General features: G+C 46.0%; 21 protein-coding genes. 13 read left to right on the forward strand and 8 right to left on the reverse strand.

Annotation, left to right across the window (positions count from 1 at the left end):
* Positions 1 to 239: 239 nt before the first annotated feature.
* Positions 240 to 1,499, reverse strand: a complete 1,260-nt coding sequence (coaBC, locus tag LU351_RS04325; RefSeq protein ID WP_232592826.1) for a bifunctional phosphopantothenoylcysteine decarboxylase/phosphopantothenate--cysteine ligase CoaBC — start codon at positions 1,497 to 1,499, stop codon at positions 240 to 242.
* Between the two features lie 241 nt (positions 1,500 to 1,740).
* On the opposite strand from coaBC, the gene radC reads away from it, so the two are divergent.
* The 4 genes from radC (at position 1,741) to mutM (ending at position 4,585) form a co-directional block, all read left to right on the forward strand.
* Positions 1,741 to 2,415, forward strand: coding sequence for a RadC family protein (gene radC / locus LU351_RS04330; RefSeq protein ID WP_232592827.1), 675 nt, complete (start codon positions 1,741 to 1,743; stop codon positions 2,413 to 2,415).
* A 286-nt stretch (positions 2,416 to 2,701) separates the two neighbouring features.
* On the forward strand, positions 2,702 to 2,938 hold the full coding sequence (rpmB, locus tag LU351_RS04335; RefSeq protein WP_232592828.1) for a 50S ribosomal protein L28: 237 nt from the start codon (positions 2,702 to 2,704) through the stop codon (positions 2,936 to 2,938).
* 26 nt (positions 2,939 to 2,964) lie between these two features.
* Complete coding sequence (gene rpmG, locus LU351_RS04340; protein WP_232592829.1) at positions 2,965 to 3,120, forward strand: 50S ribosomal protein L33; 156 nt, start codon at positions 2,965 to 2,967, stop codon at positions 3,118 to 3,120.
* 649 nt (positions 3,121 to 3,769) lie between these two features.
* On the forward strand, positions 3,770 to 4,585 hold the full coding sequence (gene mutM / locus LU351_RS04345) for a bifunctional DNA-formamidopyrimidine glycosylase/DNA-(apurinic or apyrimidinic site) lyase (RefSeq protein ID WP_232592830.1): 816 nt from the start codon (positions 3,770 to 3,772) through the stop codon (positions 4,583 to 4,585).
* 9 nt (positions 4,586 to 4,594) lie between these two features.
* Here mutM and coaD read toward each other — a convergent pair whose 3' ends face one another.
* Both coaD and rsmD read right to left on the reverse strand, forming a co-directional pair.
* Positions 4,595 to 5,077, reverse strand: a complete 483-nt coding sequence (gene coaD / locus LU351_RS04350; RefSeq protein ID WP_232592831.1) for a pantetheine-phosphate adenylyltransferase — start codon at positions 5,075 to 5,077, stop codon at positions 4,595 to 4,597.
* A gap of 250 nt (positions 5,078 to 5,327) precedes the next feature.
* Positions 5,328 to 6,065 (reverse strand): 16S rRNA (guanine(966)-N(2))-methyltransferase RsmD, encoded by a 738-nt coding sequence (gene rsmD / locus LU351_RS04355; protein WP_232592832.1) that lies wholly within the window; start codon positions 6,063 to 6,065, stop codon positions 5,328 to 5,330.
* Between the two features lie 191 nt (positions 6,066 to 6,256).
* Between rsmD and ftsY the strand changes: the two genes are divergently transcribed.
* The 8 genes from ftsY (at position 6,257) to elbB (ending at position 13,243) form a co-directional block, all read left to right on the forward strand.
* Positions 6,257 to 7,396: a signal recognition particle-docking protein FtsY gene (ftsY, locus tag LU351_RS04360; RefSeq protein WP_232592833.1), complete on the forward strand. Its 1,140-nt coding sequence runs from the start codon at positions 6,257 to 6,259 to the stop codon at positions 7,394 to 7,396.
* 9 nt (positions 7,397 to 7,405) lie between these two features.
* Positions 7,406 to 8,092, forward strand: coding sequence for a cell division ATP-binding protein FtsE (gene ftsE, locus LU351_RS04365; RefSeq protein WP_232592834.1), 687 nt, complete (start codon positions 7,406 to 7,408; stop codon positions 8,090 to 8,092).
* Between the two features lie 87 nt (positions 8,093 to 8,179).
* Positions 8,180 to 9,208 carry a permease-like cell division protein FtsX gene (gene ftsX / locus LU351_RS04370; RefSeq protein ID WP_232592835.1) on the forward strand — a complete coding sequence of 343 codons (1,029 nt, stop codon included), beginning with the start codon at positions 8,180 to 8,182 and terminating at the stop codon, positions 9,206 to 9,208.
* Positions 9,209 to 9,417: 209 nt separating this feature from the next.
* Complete coding sequence (rpoH, locus tag LU351_RS04375) at positions 9,418 to 10,272, forward strand: RNA polymerase sigma factor RpoH (protein ID WP_232592836.1); 855 nt, start codon at positions 9,418 to 9,420, stop codon at positions 10,270 to 10,272.
* 139 nt (positions 10,273 to 10,411) lie between these two features.
* On the forward strand, positions 10,412 to 10,804 hold the full coding sequence (locus tag LU351_RS04380) for a DUF423 domain-containing protein (protein WP_232592837.1): 393 nt from the start codon (positions 10,412 to 10,414) through the stop codon (positions 10,802 to 10,804).
* A 258-nt stretch (positions 10,805 to 11,062) separates the two neighbouring features.
* A complete protein-coding gene (gene trmB / locus LU351_RS04385) occupies positions 11,063 to 11,695 on the forward strand; it encodes a tRNA (guanosine(46)-N7)-methyltransferase TrmB (RefSeq protein ID WP_232592939.1) in 633 nt (210 codons plus the stop codon).
* Positions 11,696 to 11,785: 90 nt separating this feature from the next.
* Positions 11,786 to 12,535 (forward strand): DUF2959 domain-containing protein, encoded by a 750-nt coding sequence (locus tag LU351_RS04390; protein WP_232592838.1) that lies wholly within the window; start codon positions 11,786 to 11,788, stop codon positions 12,533 to 12,535.
* 51 nt (positions 12,536 to 12,586) lie between these two features.
* The gene (gene elbB, locus LU351_RS04395) at positions 12,587 to 13,243 is read left to right on the forward strand and encodes an isoprenoid biosynthesis glyoxalase ElbB (protein WP_232592839.1); all 657 of its coding nucleotides are present in this window, start codon (positions 12,587 to 12,589) and stop codon (positions 13,241 to 13,243) included.
* A 61-nt stretch (positions 13,244 to 13,304) separates the two neighbouring features.
* Here elbB and LU351_RS04400 read toward each other — a convergent pair whose 3' ends face one another.
* The 5 genes from LU351_RS04400 to LU351_RS04420 all read right to left on the reverse strand — a co-directional run bounded on the left by LU351_RS04400 (position 13,305) and on the right by LU351_RS04420 (position 17,138).
* Positions 13,305 to 14,270 (reverse strand): WD40 repeat domain-containing protein, encoded by a 966-nt coding sequence (locus LU351_RS04400; RefSeq protein WP_232592840.1) that lies wholly within the window; start codon positions 14,268 to 14,270, stop codon positions 13,305 to 13,307.
* 243 nt (positions 14,271 to 14,513) lie between these two features.
* Positions 14,514 to 14,981: a sigma D regulator gene (gene rsd / locus LU351_RS04405; protein ID WP_232592841.1), complete on the reverse strand. Its 468-nt coding sequence runs from the start codon at positions 14,979 to 14,981 to the stop codon at positions 14,514 to 14,516.
* 442 nt (positions 14,982 to 15,423) lie between these two features.
* A complete protein-coding gene (locus LU351_RS04410) occupies positions 15,424 to 16,128 on the reverse strand; it encodes an LrgB family protein (RefSeq protein WP_232592842.1) in 705 nt (234 codons plus the stop codon).
* Between the two features lie 66 nt (positions 16,129 to 16,194).
* Positions 16,195 to 16,548, reverse strand: a complete 354-nt coding sequence (locus LU351_RS04415) for a CidA/LrgA family protein (protein WP_232592843.1) — start codon at positions 16,546 to 16,548, stop codon at positions 16,195 to 16,197.
* A gap of 80 nt (positions 16,549 to 16,628) precedes the next feature.
* On the reverse strand, positions 16,629 to 17,138 hold the full coding sequence (locus LU351_RS04420) for a disulfide bond formation protein B (protein ID WP_269783284.1): 510 nt from the start codon (positions 17,136 to 17,138) through the stop codon (positions 16,629 to 16,631).
* Between the two features lie 250 nt (positions 17,139 to 17,388).
* On the opposite strand from LU351_RS04420, the gene LU351_RS04425 reads away from it, so the two are divergent.
* Positions 17,389 to 17,829 carry a flagellar basal body-associated FliL family protein gene (locus tag LU351_RS04425; RefSeq protein WP_232592845.1) on the forward strand — a complete coding sequence of 147 codons (441 nt, stop codon included), beginning with the start codon at positions 17,389 to 17,391 and terminating at the stop codon, positions 17,827 to 17,829.
* The last annotated feature ends 33 nt before the right edge of the window (positions 17,830 to 17,862 follow it).

Consider the following 17,862-nt stretch of genomic DNA (forward strand, 5'->3'; position numbering starts at 1 on the left):
TAACGTCTAAATAACAACAGAACAGTATTAGTGACAAACTCTGTTAATAAGGTCTGTATTAATAACAATAGATCGGCACCGATCAAGGTTTTGCTAATCATTGCAATTGAGAAAAATATAAAATGGGCAGTTTACCATACTCATTTTAGCGTCACTTTTGGATGAATTTTGGCAGAAAACAACGGGTATGTGTGTTTAATTATGGATAATTACCACTAAATGAGGAGCCCTTCCCTGTCCTATCGATCCATTGCTGATTGGAACGCGTTGGCAATCGTTTGAATCAAGGCTTTTGCTAATCGATCCTTGCTTTGGTGGGGAAAATGGATTTCGTCATACTCGCTAAAAACCGTCACTTCATTGTGCTCACTGTTAAACCCGATTTCGGATCGTGACACATCATTGGCAATGATCATATCCAGATGTTTTCTGGTGAGCTTATCTCGTGCGTATTGGTCAACATTATTCGTTTCCGCCGCAAAACCCACAGTGAACGGTTTGGGAGTAAGAGCGGCAACATTTGCGATAATGTCGGGATTTTTAATCAGCTTAATGACCATGGCTTCTTCGCCGATTTTCTTTTTGAGTTTGGTGGAGGCCACGTGTTCAGGCCTAAAGTCGGCTACGGCAGCGGCGCCAATAAAAATGTCCGCTTTTTCAGCGTAAGCCATTGCTGCTTCGTGCATGTCAGTCGCACTGATGACATTGATTCGAGAGACATTTTGAGGGGGAGTAAGCTGAGTGGGGCCGGAAATCAACGTCACCTCCGCGCCACATATTGCAGCGGCTGCCGCTAGGGCATACCCCATTTTCCCAGAACTTTCATTGCTGAGATATCGCACTGGGTCAATCGCTTCCCGTGTGGGGCCTGCGGTGATCACTACCCGTTTTCCGTTTAGTCGGTTGATGGTGTCTGCATTGGTTGAATAAGAAGAGCAGTGTTCAACGCATAAATCGACCAATTCTAAGGGTTCAAGCATTCTTCCGTAGCCCACATCGCCACAGGCTTGCTCTCCTTTTCCTGGGCCAAAGATAGAGATGCTACGGGCTTCTAGGGTTTGTATATTGCTCTGCGTGGCTGGGTGTGACCACATGGCTTGATTCATGGCTGGTGCAATGGCGATGGGAGATCGGGTGGCGAGCACGATTGTCGATAATAAATCATCGGCCATACCGACGGTGAGCCGGGCAATAGTGTCTGCACTGGCAGGTGCAATGAGAACAAGGTCGGCCCAGCGAGCCAGTTCTATGTGCCCCATTCCGGCTTCGGCGTCTGGGTCGAGTAATGTGGTGTGTACGGTATTACCTGAGACCGCTTGCATGGTCAGTGGAGTAATAAATTCCATTGCAGCCTTTGTCATTACAACTTGAACGTTGGCTCCTTCTCCCTTGAGCTTTCGAACTAGGTCGGCGCTCTTGTACGCAGCAATACCGCCGGTAATGCCGACAACGATGTTTTTGTCATGAAGTGTGCTTAGAGGAGTGGATTGGTCGGTCATAAGGTACGGTCTTAAGTTGAAGGTGATCGTATCAGAGGAAACATTAAGATTAAGTTATATTGTGGCTTACAACCTTTATTGAATAAATGAAATTTGTGAATCGGTGCCAATGGTCATTCAATCTTGTCGTTAAAATCCTCAGTGCATTGCGTTAGCCCATGAGAATAAATCGCATGAGAACAGTTATTGTTTCTTATTCGACACTGGGTGTTTAAGTTTCAATCGAATCAAGGAGGATGTGATGGCAATTTGTCATTGGCCTGAAGGTGAACGACCGCGAGAAAAGTTATTGCAACGTGGCCCTAGTGCACTGTCGGATGCAGAATTACTGGCTATCTTTTTGCGGACGGGTTGCAAAGGTAAATCGGCGGTGGACTTGGCTCGCGATTTACTTACTCAATTTGGAGGCGTGCGAACGTTACTCTCGGCCGATCAGTCAAGTTTTTGCCAAGCACATGGACTGGGGAGTGCAAAGTACGCTCAACTTCAAGCTGTACTGGAGTTATCACGTCGGCATTTGGCCGAATCGCTGACTCAGGCGGACGCTTTCACTAACCCTATAGTGGTAAAGCGCTTTTTAATGTCACACCTCCAAGATCGCGATCGAGAGATTTTTGCGGTTATCTTTTTAGACGCTCAACTTAGAATGCTCGCGTATGAGGAGCTGTTTCAAGGCACTATTGACGGTGCTCGAATTTACGCACGTGAAGTAGTGAAGGCCAGTTTGCAGCACAACGCCAGCAGCGTCATCATTGCCCATAACCATCCCTCCGGTGATCCTGAGCCTAGCCGGGATGACAAAGTAATGACTGAGCGCTTGAATGAGGCGTTGGCGTTGGTCGAGATTCGCCTACTCGATCATTTTGTTATTGGTAACGCAGACGGCGTATCTTTTTCAGAACGAGGATGGTTGTAAAGCAGAGTGGGTTGATGAAGTCGGGGGGTTGATACAGAAGACAGAGGGATTTGATAAAGTAAAAATGTTGCCCAAAAAATCAACGTAAAGTTGATATTGATAAACGCTTCTGGTATAAAACGCCGCTCTTTAGCGACGGGTACTGATTTCTGGGTACGACTTCCACGAAAATCCAGCAGGTCGCACTCCATAGTGTTTTTGAAACATGGTTATTAAGCAGGCTCTTTGAGTCGTATCGCCGTTTCCTGGCACAGAAATTGGCACCAAAATTGAAAGAGGCAATAAAATGTCTAAGGTATGTCAAGTTACTGGTAAGCGTCCAGTAACCGGTAACAATGTATCTCACGCAAAAAACCACACTAAGCGCCGTTTTTTGCCAAACTTGCACACTCACCGTTTTTGGGTAGAAGGCGAAAAGCGTTTTGTGAAGCTTCGTGTTTCCACCAAAGGTATGCGTATCATCGATAAAAAAGGCATCGATCAGGTGTTGGTTGATATGCGCGCTCGTGGCGAGAAGGTTTAATTTAAGTCTTTAAAGGAAGCTAAATCATGCGTGATAAAATTCGTTTGAACTCAAGTGCTGGTACTGGTCACTTCTACACGACGACCAAAAACAAACGTACCATGCCAGAAAAAATGGAAATCAAAAAGTACGATCCAGTTGCTCGTAAGCACGTGATGTACAAAGAAGGTAAGATCAAATAGGTCTTTACTTTCTTATTGGATGATTTTCATATCTTGATTCTTCAGTGAGTCAAGTTATCCAAGAATAAGCCCAGCGATTTTTCATTGGGCTTATTTTTAGTTCTTCCTTCTGATGTATCCACTCTTTTATTAGTTATTCTAAAATTTTCCCCACGCTTATCCACAGGTTTCGGTGGTGTTCTCTTGTGTGTAAGTCTGTTGTTAACTTCCTGGGTCATGGTTTAGAAAGTACTATGCGCCTATTGTCTGTTAATAATAGTGACCATTCGCAATAATGCCTGTGAGTTCTTTTTGTCTTATTTTTGATCTTTTTTCTGAAAAACACTCACATTTTATTATCTGATTAAGAGTTTCCTCTCAAAATCACCTTATTTTAGTCACTCAATTTTCACATACGCCTCAATTTCTTCTTGTTTAGGTTCTTATCGTTGATGTTTCTGATTTCCTTCAGCTATTTTACTTGCTTGGTGATAAGTTCTCTTTTTGCTTGAATCGAGCACAAGAGTTTAAAAGTTATCCACATTGTTTCATGCCAAATGTGTAGGGGGTTTCTGATGGTGTTTTGGGTATGATAGAAGCGATGTGCAGTTAACAACAAGAGTTGAAAATACAGACAGTAAGAATCAGAAATAGTCAGTAAGAAATCGTTATGCCTGAACTCCCAGAAGTTGAAACGACTCGACGTGGTATCGCTCCTCATGTTGTGGGGGAGCATATTGTTGATGTGATTGTGAGAAACCCTAGCCTTCGGTGGCCAATTCCTGCTGAATTACCAGATCGGCTAAAGGGGCAAGTGGTCAGGTCCCTTGCGCGCCGAGGAAAATACCTATTGATGGGGTTTGATGTAGGCACTGCTCTTTGGCATTTGGGCATGTCTGGCTCGATGCGTATTATTCGCAATAATGAGGCACCGGCTAAGCATGATCATATTGACGTTCAATTTAAAAATGGCAGTTTACTGCGGTTTAACGACCCCCGTCGTTTTGGTGCATTGCTTTGGACAGAAGATGATCCTTTCACACATGAATTGATTGCCCACCTTGGCCCGGAGCCGCTCACCGATTGCTTTGATGTGGATTACCTCTTTTCCATGTGCCGAAAGCGTACACAAGCGATTAAAACTTTCTTGATGGACAGCAAAGTGGTTGTGGGGGTCGGCAATATTTATGCTAATGAAGCGCTCTTCGCAGCGGGTATCAAGCCCACCAAAGCTGCAGGCCGGGTAACTTATGCACAATGTGAACGGTTGATTCCTCAGATAAAAAAGATATTACAGCGCTCTATCGATCAAGGGGGAACGACGCTAAGGGATTTTGTGGGAGGTGATGGTAAGCCGGGTTATTTTAAACAGCAGTTATTGGTCTATGGGCGTGCGGGAGAGCCTTGCAAAACGTGTGACAAACCACTGAAGGAAGTGCGGTTAGGGCAGCGCTCAACGGTGTATTGTACACGCTGCCAGATCTAACGAGCGAAATTAGTCTTGAGAAAACTTCTTTTTGAGGCTCTCAACGATTAGAGGGGGAACAAATTTATGGACATCGCCGCCAAGTGATGCGATTTCTCGTACCAATGATGACGAAATGTAACTCAAGTGCTCGGCAGGGGTGAGAAATAAACTTTCCATTTGAGGTGAAAGAGCGCGATTCATATTGGCCAGCTGGAATTCGTATTCGAAGTCAGATACGGCTCGCAATCCTCGTAATACACCATTGGCATTTTGCTCTTTCACAAGATCGGCGAGAAGAATGTCAAACCCAATCACCTCAACGTTGTCCAAATGGGATAAGACTTGTGTTGCTTGTTCAACGCGCTCTGTTAGAGAAAACAGTGGGTTTTTCCGTGTGCTGGCTGCGATAGCCAATACAACATGGTCAAACAGTCGGCAAGCGCGTTCTACCAAATCGATGTGTCCGTTGGTAATCGGGTCGAATGTGCCCGGATAAACCACTTTTTTCATTCTTCTTCCCCTAAGACAAGCATTCTAAAAACAAGAACAGTAGTTGTTTTATTCATCTTTTTCGCCTTTAAGCGAGAGATATAAGATTTATAACGATTCTCTATGACAGCTTAACTTCGGCGTTATATATGGTATCAAGACCGGAGTGGTTCACAAAATATAATACGTTAAATGGCATGAAACGTATGGTTACACTTGCTACTTTCCCTGTGATGGCCTTAGGTATGACTCTTTATGTGTTGTTGAAGAGTTAGGTTAAGTAGTAAAGGTAGCAACAGACATTGCCAGAACGTTTATGTCTATGCAGGGACCAAGAGTTGGGTACAGAAAAGTGGGCATTAATGGGGGCTTCAATGTAAATCGCAGCGCCTTGGCTTAAACCATGGGACTTTTCTAGGAGTAATAGAGTTTCGTCCCAAAGTTCGGCGGCAAAAGGGGGGTCAATAAAGAGAATATCTATGGATTCTTCAGGAGGGGTTTGTTGAAACATACGTAGATACCCCAGAGCATCTTCGTTCAGTACAGTTGCGTTGTTGCAATCAAGTTTAGTCAGGTTTTCTCGTAGCTGTTGAATCGCAACCGGGTGGTTATCCACAAACGTGCAATGTCTCGCGCCTCGGGATAACGCTTCTAGCCCTAGCGCACCGGACCCTGCAAACAAATCCAAACAGTTAGCTTGATGAATATCTATTTGAAGCCAGTTAAACAATGTTTCTCGCATTCGGTCACCGGTTGGGCGAAGCCCTTCTATAGAAGGGAAGGGCAGCTTTCGGCTTCGCCATTGACCGCCAATCACCCGTAACGTTTGTGATACTTGAAGGGTGTTGGTGTTTTTCTTTACTCCCGACTTTTGCGAGGAGAATTTACTTGAAGGCTTTCTTGACACGATACTGAGTTTTTCCTCAATGGGTGTGGGTATAAAATCGCTACGATGTTGAATCGTATTCTGGCGGTGATGGCTCGCGTCAATGATGGTACGATACCCCACCTTAGATACTGAAACTCTGCGCCCTATCTTCCATTATTCCGTTTAAATACATAATTTGCGCCTTAGCTGACGGGTTGTTTCCTTTACGCTAGGAGGTCACATGACGGTTAAGCGGCAATTTCGGAGCCGGATAAATAAGAGCGCAGTCTGCCCACTTTTCATGAAGTTCTCCAGTGGTGAGTAATTAATAGATGTTTTTCAGACGTAAGAAAAAGAAACCCGAAGAGTCTGCACCGCAAACTCAAGCGAGTGAACAGAGCCCGATATCGACGGATGAGGTGATTGTTACCGAAGGCTCTCTCGAAGAAGAGATCACACCCGTTGAACCGCCCCCTGTGAATGAAGCGCTCTCTGTTGAGAGGGAGTTGGTCGAAGCCGTTAAAGAAAAGCCCAAAAAAGTGGGTTTTTTTGAACGCATTAAACGTGGGTTATCCCGTACCAGCAGTCAGTTGAGCGCAGGCCTTGCCAATTTATTATTGGGCAAGAAGGAAATCGATGACGAGTTGCTTGAAGAGCTGGAAACTCAATTGCTCACCGCAGATGTTGGGTTGGAGGCAACGACCGAAATTATTGATGAGTTGACCGATCGTGTGGCAAGAAACCAACTCAAAGACGGTGATGCTTTGTATGCGGCATTGAAAGAATTGCTGTCAGGCATGTTGGAACCGGTAGAAGCGCCTTTGGAATTGGATAAGAGTAAATCGCCATACGTACTGTTGGTGGTGGGCGTAAACGGTGTGGGTAAGACCACCACCATTGGTAAATTGGCAAAACGTTTTCAATCCCAAGGCAAGAGTGTAATGCTCGCAGCTGGCGATACTTTTCGCGCAGCAGCGGTGGATCAGCTGCAGGTTTGGGGTGATCGAAACAGTGTTCCTGTAGTTGCTCAGCACACAGGGGCTGATAGTGCATCTGTTATTTTCGATGCCATTTCTTCTGCCAAATCCCGTGGTGTGGATGTGGTTATTGCCGATACTGCAGGTCGTTTACATAACAAGAGTAACCTTATGGAGGAGTTGGCTAAGGTGAAGCGTGTCATGGCAAAGCTTGATGATACTGCACCACATGAGGTTTTGTTGGTCTTAGATGCGGGCACTGGCCAGAATGCGTTGAATCAGGCACAAACTTTTCATGAGGCAACCGGCGTGACAGGGCTTGCTCTTACGAAGTTGGATGGCACAGCTAAAGGCGGGATTATCTTTGCCTTAAGTAAACGCTTGGGGTTACCTGTACGCTTTATTGGTGTAGGTGAAGGTATTGAGGATTTGCAACCGTTTGCCGCCAAGCCTTTCATTGATGCCTTATTTGATCAAACCGCGAACCATGAGTGAGTCAAAGGAATGATTCGCTTTGAGCATGTATCCAAGCGCTATGATGGTGGCCAAGACGCATTAACGGATTTGAGTTTCGAGTTACCCGAAGGTGACTTTGCGTTTCTCACTGGTCACTCCGGTGCGGGAAAAAGTACCCTGCTCAAGCTAGTGATGCTTATGGAGCGCCCTACCCGTGGTCAGGTCATCGTTAATCATCAAAACTTAACGCAAATGCGATCAGGGCAAATCCCTTATTTGCGTCGTCATATTGGTGTGGTATTTCAAAACCATCAGCTGTTATTTGACCGCACGGTCTACGATAACGTCGCCCTCCCCTTGATTATTTCAGGCTTTCAGCCCCGTGATGTGGGGCGTCGAGTGCGTGCCGCCTTAGACAAGGTAGGTTTACTTGATAAGGAAAAGAAAAACCCTATTGCGCTGTCTGGCGGTGAACAGCAGCGTGTGGGAATTGCACGAGCGGTAGTGAACAAACCTCCTCTACTTCTTGCGGACGAGCCAACCGGTAACTTAGACCCTGAGCTTTCTGAGGAGATCATGGGTTTGTTCCAGCAGTTCAACGACGTCGGGGTAACCGTCTTGATTGCCAGCCATGACATTGCATTGATTACTCGATTACAGCGTCGAGTTTTTGGCCTTGCGAAAGGTCGCTTAGTGCATGATGGGGTGTTAAGGCGACAAGCTCATATGGCATAGAGTAAAGGGGTTGTATGCCTTCTCCGTTGCTGAACAGACCGATATCGTGAAGAAATCATTCAAAAGTATTAAAAAACGAGATTAAACGTGTCATCCGCTAAGAGATCATCAAGGGCTTCCAGTAGAACATCAGTACAAGAGCGTAATCCTGCGGTAAGCACTTCGGCAACAGGGGCCAGTGCGGCCAAAATCGGCTGGAGAGATCGACTGGGCGCGTATAAATCTCATCATCGTCTCACTGCTGAAGATGCGCTGAGCCGGCTTACCTCTTCTCCCGTACAAACCGTATTAACGTCATTGATGATTGGTATCGCCCTCGCACTCCCTGCCATCTTGTTTACACTGCTTAGCAATGTACAGCTTCTTAGCGGGGCTTGGGAGAGCCAGTCTCGTTTATCGGTCTTCCTGAATCCACAAGCGAGCAGTGCGGCGATCAATCGGCTACGACAGGATATAGAGCAGTTGCCTGGTGTCTCTGCGATCGAGTTTATCAGTGCTGCACAAGCGTTACAGGAATTTGAAGACTATTCTGGCTTCGGTGAGTTATTGTCATCTTTAGATGAGAACCCTCTACCGCCAACGTTTTTGGTGGAGCCTGTAGTCTCGACACCGGATGAGCTAGAGAGCTTGGTGTCTGCCTTAAGTGAGGATCCGATAGTCGACCTCGTGCAGTTGGATATGGAGTGGTTGAAGCGATTACAAGGTATCGCGTTATTAGCAGAGCGATTTGTGGTCACGCTGGGGTGTATTCTGGGTATCGGTGTATTACTGGTCATTGGCAATATCATTCGTTTGGCCATTGAGAATCGCAAAGACGAGATTATTGTCCAAAAGTTAGTAGGGGCGACCGATGCCTTTGTTCGACGACCCTTCTTGTACACCGGGACTTGGTATGGATTAGGCGGTGGCGTAATGGCGTTATTACTGGTGCTGATCACACAGTTGTTGTTATCAGGCCCGGTGGATGAACTAGCGACCGCTTATGGGAGTACCTATTCACTTGAAGGTATTGGATTCGATGGAGGCTGTAACTTGGTTATTGCCTCTGCTGTGCTAGGCTGGTTGGGTGCTTGGTTGGCTGTTGGACGGCACTTGTCTGATATTGAGCCTTCATAGGGCAGTGAGTGATATCTAGAGAGGAGATAGTTTGCTCACTTGTAAAAATAAAATGAGAGCTAGCGCCAAGTTTTTAGTGGTTTATCAGTATTGTTATCAAAAGGCGTCATGCATCAAGGAACTTTATGGATGTTGGATATCTAATAGGCTAATGCTAAAATTTCCCAATGAACTACAGAGAGACATAGTCAAAGGCTTGGAGGTCAACTATGGGAACTAGCTTGCAACCTTTGCAGGTAATGGCACCAGGGCAAAACCTGAATGCTTACATGCAGGCCGTAAACAGTTTTTCGATACTGTCTGCTGAGGAAGAAAAAGAACTCGCTGAGCGTCTCTATTATGAAAGTGACCTAGAAGCGGCACGTCGTTTAGTCATGGCGCATTTACGTTTCGTCGTGCATATTGCTAAGTCCTACAACGGTTATGGCTTAAGTCAATCAGATCTTATCCAAGAAGGTAACGTGGGTCTGATGAAAGCCGTTAAGCGCTTCAACCCAGAAAAGGGTGTACGTTTAGTTTCTTTTGCTGTGCACTGGATCAAAGCGGAAATTCACGAATTCATTTTACGTAATTGGCGTATTGTCAAAGTGGCAACCACCAAAGCTCAACGTAAGTTGTTTTTTAACTTGCGTGGTGCGAAAAAGCGTCTGGCCTGGTTGACTAACGATGAAGCGAAGGCCGTTGCTGAAGACTTGAATGTAGACGTAAAACACGTTCGAGAAATGGAAGGTCGTTTGTCGAGTGTTGACATGGGCTTTGATGCCGGTGCCGATGAAGACGACGAAACTGCTTATCAAGCACCAGCGAATTACTTGGAAGATACACGTTATAACCCGGCAACTCAGCTTGAAGAGGCTGACTGGGAACAAAACAGTGTCTCTAACCTAGAAAATGCCTTAAGCAAGTTGGACGATCGTAGCCGTGATATTCTTAAGCAACGTTGGCTGAGTGAAGAAAAGTCCACATTGCACGATTTGGCGGCTCAATATGGTGTATCCGCAGAGCGTATTCGTCAGCTTGAAAAAAATGCCATGAATAAAGTTCGCGGAATGCTCGAAGCATAAATCTGCGACTTTTTATCGGCTGCTGATGCTCGGTACAATAAATTCAGCACGAGAAATTCAGCATAAGAAATGATGGAGCCGTACTCGTTTGGGTACGGCTTTTTTATTGCCTCACTGTTTTCACACAAGGTAGATCACTATGGGCCGATGGTTTCTGATGATCGCAGCGGTTAATGGCGTATTGGCGGTGTGTTTGGGTGCTTTTGGGGCTCATGCCTTAAAAGACATTTTGTCGTCTCAGTTATTGTCTGCCTACCAAACGGCCGTACAGTATCAGTTTTACCATTTGCTGGCTCTCGCGTTAGTGGGGGTGATGGCAAGTATTCCTCATAAAAATGAAAATCCCTTGTCTCTGTGGATAAGTGGTTGGTGCTTTACCGTAGGAATAGCGCTTTTTTGTGGAAGTTTGTATGGATTAGCGTTGGGTGCGCCCCGTTGGATTGGCCCAATTACCCCGGTGGGTGGGCTGTGTTTTATTTTGGGGTGGGTTTCACTGATCTACTGGCTATTCAGGGCTAAGTCGATTCAATAGAGGAATGCCTTGCGATTCCCAGCCAGTTAGCAATAATGCGCGACCCGTGCAGAGTCTGTACGATTTATCTAACCTTCGACAAAACCACAAAGCGCTCTGAGGTTCAACGTGAACGCGAACAACAACGACAAACAAGAAAACTCCAACGGTTCAACCCAAACCCAATCCGATAACACACTATCTACTAACGATAAGCCTGTGTTTAAGCCCGAATACAAAAAGAAATCTATTCGCAGTTTTGTCATCCGAGCTGGGCGTATGACTGATGGCCAAATCAGAGCGTTTGAGCGTTGGTGGCCAGAATATGGCTTAAGCTTATTTGATGGTTTGATTGACCAAGAAACCTTGTTTGGGCGAAAGGCTCCATTAGTGGTTGAAGTCGGTTTTGGTATGGGGGAGTCATTAGTAGCGATGGCTCTTAATGAACCGGATAAAGATTTTATTGGTATCGAAGTTCACCCACCGGGGGTGGGCCGTCTCATTAATTCGGCAGGCGAAGCGGGTGTTAAAAACCTTCGGGTCTATATGGCAGACGCGAAAGACGTGCTGGAAGATTGTATCCCTGATTCGGGAATCAATCGTATGCAGCTTTACTTTCCTGACCCGTGGCACAAAAAGAAACATCATAAAAGAAGAATTGTGCAGCCGGAGTTTGCTCAGCATCTTCGCCAGAAAATTGCCATTGGTGGTATTTTTCACATGGCTACCGATTGGGAGCCTTATGCTGAGCACATGATGGAAGTGATGACCTTGGCCGAGGGCTATTGTAACCATCAAGGCGAATATGTCTTTGCCGAAAAGCCAGACTATCGTCCAAATACCAAATTTGAGCAACGAGGCGAGCGCCTTGGCCATGGTGTTTGGGATTTATTATTTGAGCGAGTTGATTAGGCTCAATCAATAACGATCGCTTGTACCACTCGTGATTTGCGCCACTCTACTTTTGCGCCACTCTACTAAAACAAGAAAAGGAACTATTTTATGCGCAGTACAGGTTTTGGGGATTCATCTTTCTGGCGTTCACCTTTTTGGGGTTTACCGTCGTCTGCGTTGAGGTCGGTTTTTTTATCGATTGTATTTAAGGGATTTGTTGCGCTTAGTTTGATCGTTGGAGTATCTGGGTGTGAAACCGCCTATTACGCCACGCTTGAGCAGTTTGGTTTTCATAAGCGTGACATCTTGGTGGACAGTATTGCGGATGCCAGAGATTCACAAACTGATGCAAAAGAGCAGTTCTCATCGGCTTTAGAGCGATTTCGGGCTGAATTGGGTACTCCAGAAGGTGATCTTTCCGATAAGTATGACTTACTGAGTGATGAGTACGAGCGTAGTGTTGATAAAGCCGACGCCGTACGTGATCGCATAGAAACAGTAGAAAACGTTGCAGAAGCTCTGTTTGAGGAATGGGAAAGCGAGTTGAGTCAGTACACCAGCGCCGATTTACGTCGTCGTAGTCGAGAGAAATGGGTTGAAACCCGTTCAAAATATGAAGCGATGGTCTCTGCTATGCACAGAGCAGAGGTCAGAATGGAGCCTGTACTCAACACTTTTAAAGACCAGGTCTTATTTCTTAAACACAACTTGAATGCTCAAGCGGTAGCCTCTTTAAAAACCGAATTTCAAAGTCTTGATCGCAGTATTCAAGGGTTGGTGGGCGAGATGGAAAAATCGATTCAAGAAGCTAACCAATTTATAGACTTGTTAGAGTCAGATGGCAGTAGTGCTCAATAGGCCTTTTCTGCCGAACAATAATGATTCAGATCAGAGAGCACGGTGAAGGTTATGTCGAAAAAAGTCGCGGTCGTTTTATCTGGGTGTGGTGTGTTTGATGGTGCAGAAATCTACGAGTCGGTACTGACCTTATTGCGTTTGGCCGAGTCTGGGGCAGAGGTGTCTGTTTTCGCACCGAATATCCCGCAAATGCATGTAGTGAATCATCTCACTGGTGAAGTAATAGAAGGTGAGACACGTAACGTCTTAACGGAAGCTGCCAGAGTGGTTCGTGGGGAAATCAGTGATGTGGCGAGCGCAAAAGCGGATGAATTTGATGCGTTGGTGGTGCCCGGTGGGTTTGGGGCGGCAAAAAATTTATCTGATTTTGCGGTGAAAGGGGGTGATTTGACGGTGAATGAAGACTTTTTAGCCTTTGCAAAAGCGTTTCATTCTGCCCAAAAGCCGATAGGCTTGATTTGCATTGCGCCTGCAATGGCGGCAAAAATTTGTGGCGAGGGAGCTCAGTGTACAATTGGTAATGATGCTGATACGGCCGCCGCGATTAATGCCACTGGTGCGCAGCATTGTGATTGTTTGGTAACGGAATTTCATTTTGATGAAACGAATAAGCTCGTCACAACACCGGCGTATATGCTGGCAGGAAGCATCACTGAAGCGGCCACGGGCATAAACAAGCTGGTCGATAAAGTGCTCTCTTTGGTGTGAGAGGTTTTGGTGTTAAAGGTTTTTAGTGATCACAATGTATTCGTTTCACAATCAATCTTATTTAGGGCTTCTGAGACAGCGTAAACCAAAAACCGTTACTGGCTAAAGCGTGGTAACGGTTACGTTTTTCGTCAAAACCCACTGCAAGAACGGCGGCGGAAGTTGGCTTCCATTGGCTGCGTTTATCCAGCGCCCAGCTAGATTGCTCCTCTGTTGTTTTAACATTCCAGAGTTGGACAATGTGATCTGGCCTCCCTGTTAGCAGGTATTTCCCATCGGTTGAAAACTCGGCGGATGTAAAGCGTATTCCTCGCTTTAAATGTTCTTTCCTCAGTGGAATTTCTCCAATTATTGTTTGATCCGTCGTCCGCCAAATGACGGCCTTATCGTACTTTGCGGCCGAGAGGGCCAGCGTGCCGTCTGGGCTGAGGCGCACCATTTGAACGTCTTCATCGTGAGCCACCTCCCCTAATAGTTGGCCGGTTGAAACAGACCAAAGCCGGGCTTTGCCATCTTCAGATCCGGTAATGGCGAGGGTGCCATCGTCACTAAGATCAACAGAGCGAACTCGGTTGGTATGAGGAAGTTTATGACCCATGGCGCCACGACGGACATCAAAAAGAATCGCTCCAAAGTCGGCAAGACCAATTAGCGCAAAATTGCCGTCGGGCGCAAGTGCGATATCCAATACCTCCCCAGGTACGCTACGATAGCCGACGGAGCGTCCGGTTTGTGTATTCCATAGAGAGACGGCGTGTCGTTCTGCCGTGACTGCCCAGTTACCTTCCGGGGATAGTGCAACAGCAAGGAAAGTACTGGGTTCTTCCTGACGATGATTCCAATCAAAAACGCGTTCGCCGTTTGCATTCCACAAGCTGCCACCATGATAAATCGAGCCGATCACCCCTAGCTTGCCGTTATTGCTTAATGCCGCCGAGTGTAGCCCTTTAGCCGCTATTTCCTGTGCTGTATCCACTGGAGAGCGGTGACCGCAAGCCATGAGTAAAGAGCACAGTAATGATAACAAAAGTACTGACACCAAAAGCGGTGATGAGAGAGAAATGAATAAGGGGGATATCGGTAGAGAGTATCGTGAAGTGTGCTTTTGCATTCTAACCTTTCACCGTTAAGCCAAAAAACAGTCAAGCCAAAACAAGGAATGCTTGTTGATTGTGTTGAAAGGGGGTTGCACCTCTCCTTTCAACACAGGTTAGAATAATCGTAGCACTTAGAGGGCGCCTTCAGTCATCGAGAGACTTGACTACCTGTGTTAGGTCACCAGATTTTTGTGGGCGGTGTGCAGTACAGCGATCATTTTATCTTCGGCTTCAAAGCGTGTTTCCAGACTTTCCCCTATGCTCGAAAGATCCTCTGTTAACGTACTTAAATCGTCGATTTCTTGATACTTGTCATTAAAATCCAACAATTGCTCAGTGGTCTTATCCACCACTTGATACAGTTTGGCTGCCGCTTTTAAGGCGTCGGTGTCATCGAAGTCTTGAGCTTCTTTAATGAGCTGTTCATAGACTTCAAAATGCCCGGCGGACACGTAATCTACCGTCAATTGGCATAGGTGACGTAGCTTAGGGCCATTTTCAGGGTCGTTATCTGAAAACTGTTTAACAGCCGATAATCCGCAATATTCGACGAGTAGTTCTTGACGTTCTTGTAGCCAACGGTCAATGAGGTCGTTAACTCCGCCCCAACGTTCCTGCGCAGATTGGCAGTTATCTAGCATTGTGTAATTCCTTGGGTTGTGATCATGGATTTTGGCGTGAGTAACACACCTACTCAAAGTGCCGTTCACCCTGATATTTGTGGAATGTCTTTGGCATTCCTTCATTATGGTAGCTGGTTTCGATTATAAGCAATGAATATGGTTTTTTACGCCAAATTGGCCCTACGCATTAGGCTGTGTTGGACGCTCGCCCTTTATATGTATTCGTAATACACACCATTTATAGATAAAAACGTTCGAGTCGCAACGAAAAATTGCATTCTGAATGAAATTTGTGGGCATGTGTTGCCTTCAAAAGGGTCGCTTGCCTACTTTGTCGCCGTTTTTTACTTTTTATTTAATAGGGCTTTTGCTTTTTTGTGTCCTATCAATAGTCTCATAGCATATCTGCTTTAGTGTCAGGAAAAAATCCTAAACAGCGTTTATTTCTAACGTGAGAATTTTACAAAAACAAACGCACTAACATGGGTAAGACGAACGCGCTGAATGCGCCAGTGAGCCCCATTGCCAGCCCAGAGAGTGCGCCGCAAGTTGCACTGATTTCAAAGGCCTTAGCCGTGCCAACACCGTGAGCATTGACGCCTAGTATCAGCCCTTGAAGGCGATCGTCTTGTAGGCCGACAAGACGGAAAATAGCTGGGCCGACCAATGCGCCGATAACGCCAGTAAATACCGTTACGCCTGTGGTTAAGGCGACAACTCCGCCAACGGATTCAGTGATGTTGATCGCAATGGGTGATGTCACCGATTTGGCAATAAGGCTTCGTAATACAGCTTCATCAGCACCGAGCACCCAGGCACAGATGATTGACAGAATTGGGGCCAGGAGGGAGCCAATGATCACTACAAGCAGTGAGGGTAGAGTGATGCCTTTGAGCTTTTTTATTTCTCTGGCCAGCGGTACTCCCAAGGCAACGACCACTGGGCCTAGGAAAAAGGTGATGAGAGCATTGTGATCTCGGTATCGTTCATAGGTGATTGGTAACAGGGCCAATACCACTGTGATGACAAGTGAGCCAATCAATACAGGGTGTGCTAGAGCATGATTATGGCAACGAGCATAAGACCACACGCCAATTTGAAAGCTGATGAGAGTGAGTAATAAAGAAAATAACGGTTGCTCAAGGGCGGTGGTGAGTATCGTCATATTACGTGGGTTACCAGTAGGCTTACTGAATTGTAATACGATAAGACTGGTAGGGGGGAATGAGTTTTATGGCTTGAACAGTTTAAAGTAGACCTTGAGTAGCAGGGCGCACAATAAAATAGACATGCAGGTGCCAATAATCAGCGCGCCTAGTAGTGGCACCCATTGGTCCAATATGGCAGAAGGGAGAAAGAAAAAACCCGCTCCAGCGGGAAGGAAAAGCAAAGCCATGTACTTCAATAGCAAGCTTGAAGTCGCCTCCAATGTTTCTGGTATACCAAAAAACAGCAGCCATAAGGTAATCATCAACATGCCTAATACTGGCCCAGGTATTAGGGTGCCTGTATAGAGATGTATCCACTCGGACAGAACATTTCCCAGCCATTGAAAAGCAAGCAGTATGATTAAACCGATAATCACAAGATTAAGCCCATCATTAACCTTCCAAGTTTTTAACGCATCGGTTGAGAGTTTGTTCTGTGAGTGAGTTTACTTGGCGACTAGGCAGAGCGAGTACGAAAAAATTGCCACAGGTTAATGATGACTAAACCTGCAAACGCGACGATCGTCCAGCCAGGGATGCTAATGCCTAAAAACGTCCATGCCACTTCTGAGCAATTACCATCACCTCTTAACAGAACTGAGAAAGCGTCTTGCAGAGGAAAGTTTTCGATAAGATAGCCAAGGCTTGGGCCGCAAGCGGGTTGTGATTCGGGGGGTAAACTTTGCAAGTAAGTGTGGCGTGCTGAAAACCCTCCACCGATGATAGACATCAGTATGCCTAAGCCTGCGAAAATACGTAAGCCGAGTTGGGCAGGGTTAAAGACAAATGCGATTAAGGCCAGTAGGCCAGTGGCGATAATAAAGATTCGTTGTGTGATACACAGAGCGCAAGGCGCAAGATCCATCCCATGTTGCATATACAACCCTATCAAGATTAATCCGGTGCAGCCGAGAAAAAGAACCAAATTGGTCAGGCGGATCGAAGGTATAAGCGGGTTGGCAGACAAAGCGGGTATCTCCTGTTTTGAACTGGGTAATACGGTGTTTTGGTATACGCTGTGAAGAATGTGGCCGCTAACGTTACTAGAGCTGACGAAAAAAGAAAATGAGTCTTTGAGTTGTATACGCTTTGCAGTCATCTATATGGGGAACTTGACCGTTTTATCGGTGAAAGGTTCTGTTTTCTTGGAAGCGGGGGGCTCTTGAAACAGGCTCGGCTCATCTACACTAATGGTATCTATGTTTCGGAGAGAAAAAATGAAAGTATTTAAAAATAGCCTCTGGACACGGTTATTGAAGTGGACATCGATGGTACTTGTGATGATGAGTATTACGCTATTGGCTCAGGCCGAAGAGGAAGGGGGTGGGGTTGTACCATCGGCAATCTATATCCCAATGAAACCCTCGTTTGTGGTGAATTACGGGGGGCCGGGAAAGCTACGTTATATTAAAGCCGATATCACCTTGCGCGTTAAAGATACGGTTTCGGCGAATGCGGTACGCCATCATTTGCCCTACTTGAGAAATAACATTGTTTTATTGCTCTCTAAGCAAACGGAAGAGGTGATTGATACTCAAGCCGGAAAAGAGCTTCTTAGGCAGGCAGCGCTAGAAGAGGTGACTGGCATTATGGAGTCTGAAGAGGGGGAAAGTGGTATCGTGGATTTGTATTTCGACAACTTCATTGTTCAGAAATAATATGATCGCACATGCGATTAAGCGTTTTATGTA

Origin of the sequence: Marinibactrum halimedae, from assembly GCF_021234875.1 — a bacterium.
Lineage (GTDB): Bacteria > Pseudomonadota > Gammaproteobacteria > Pseudomonadales > Cellvibrionaceae > Marinibactrum > Marinibactrum halimedae.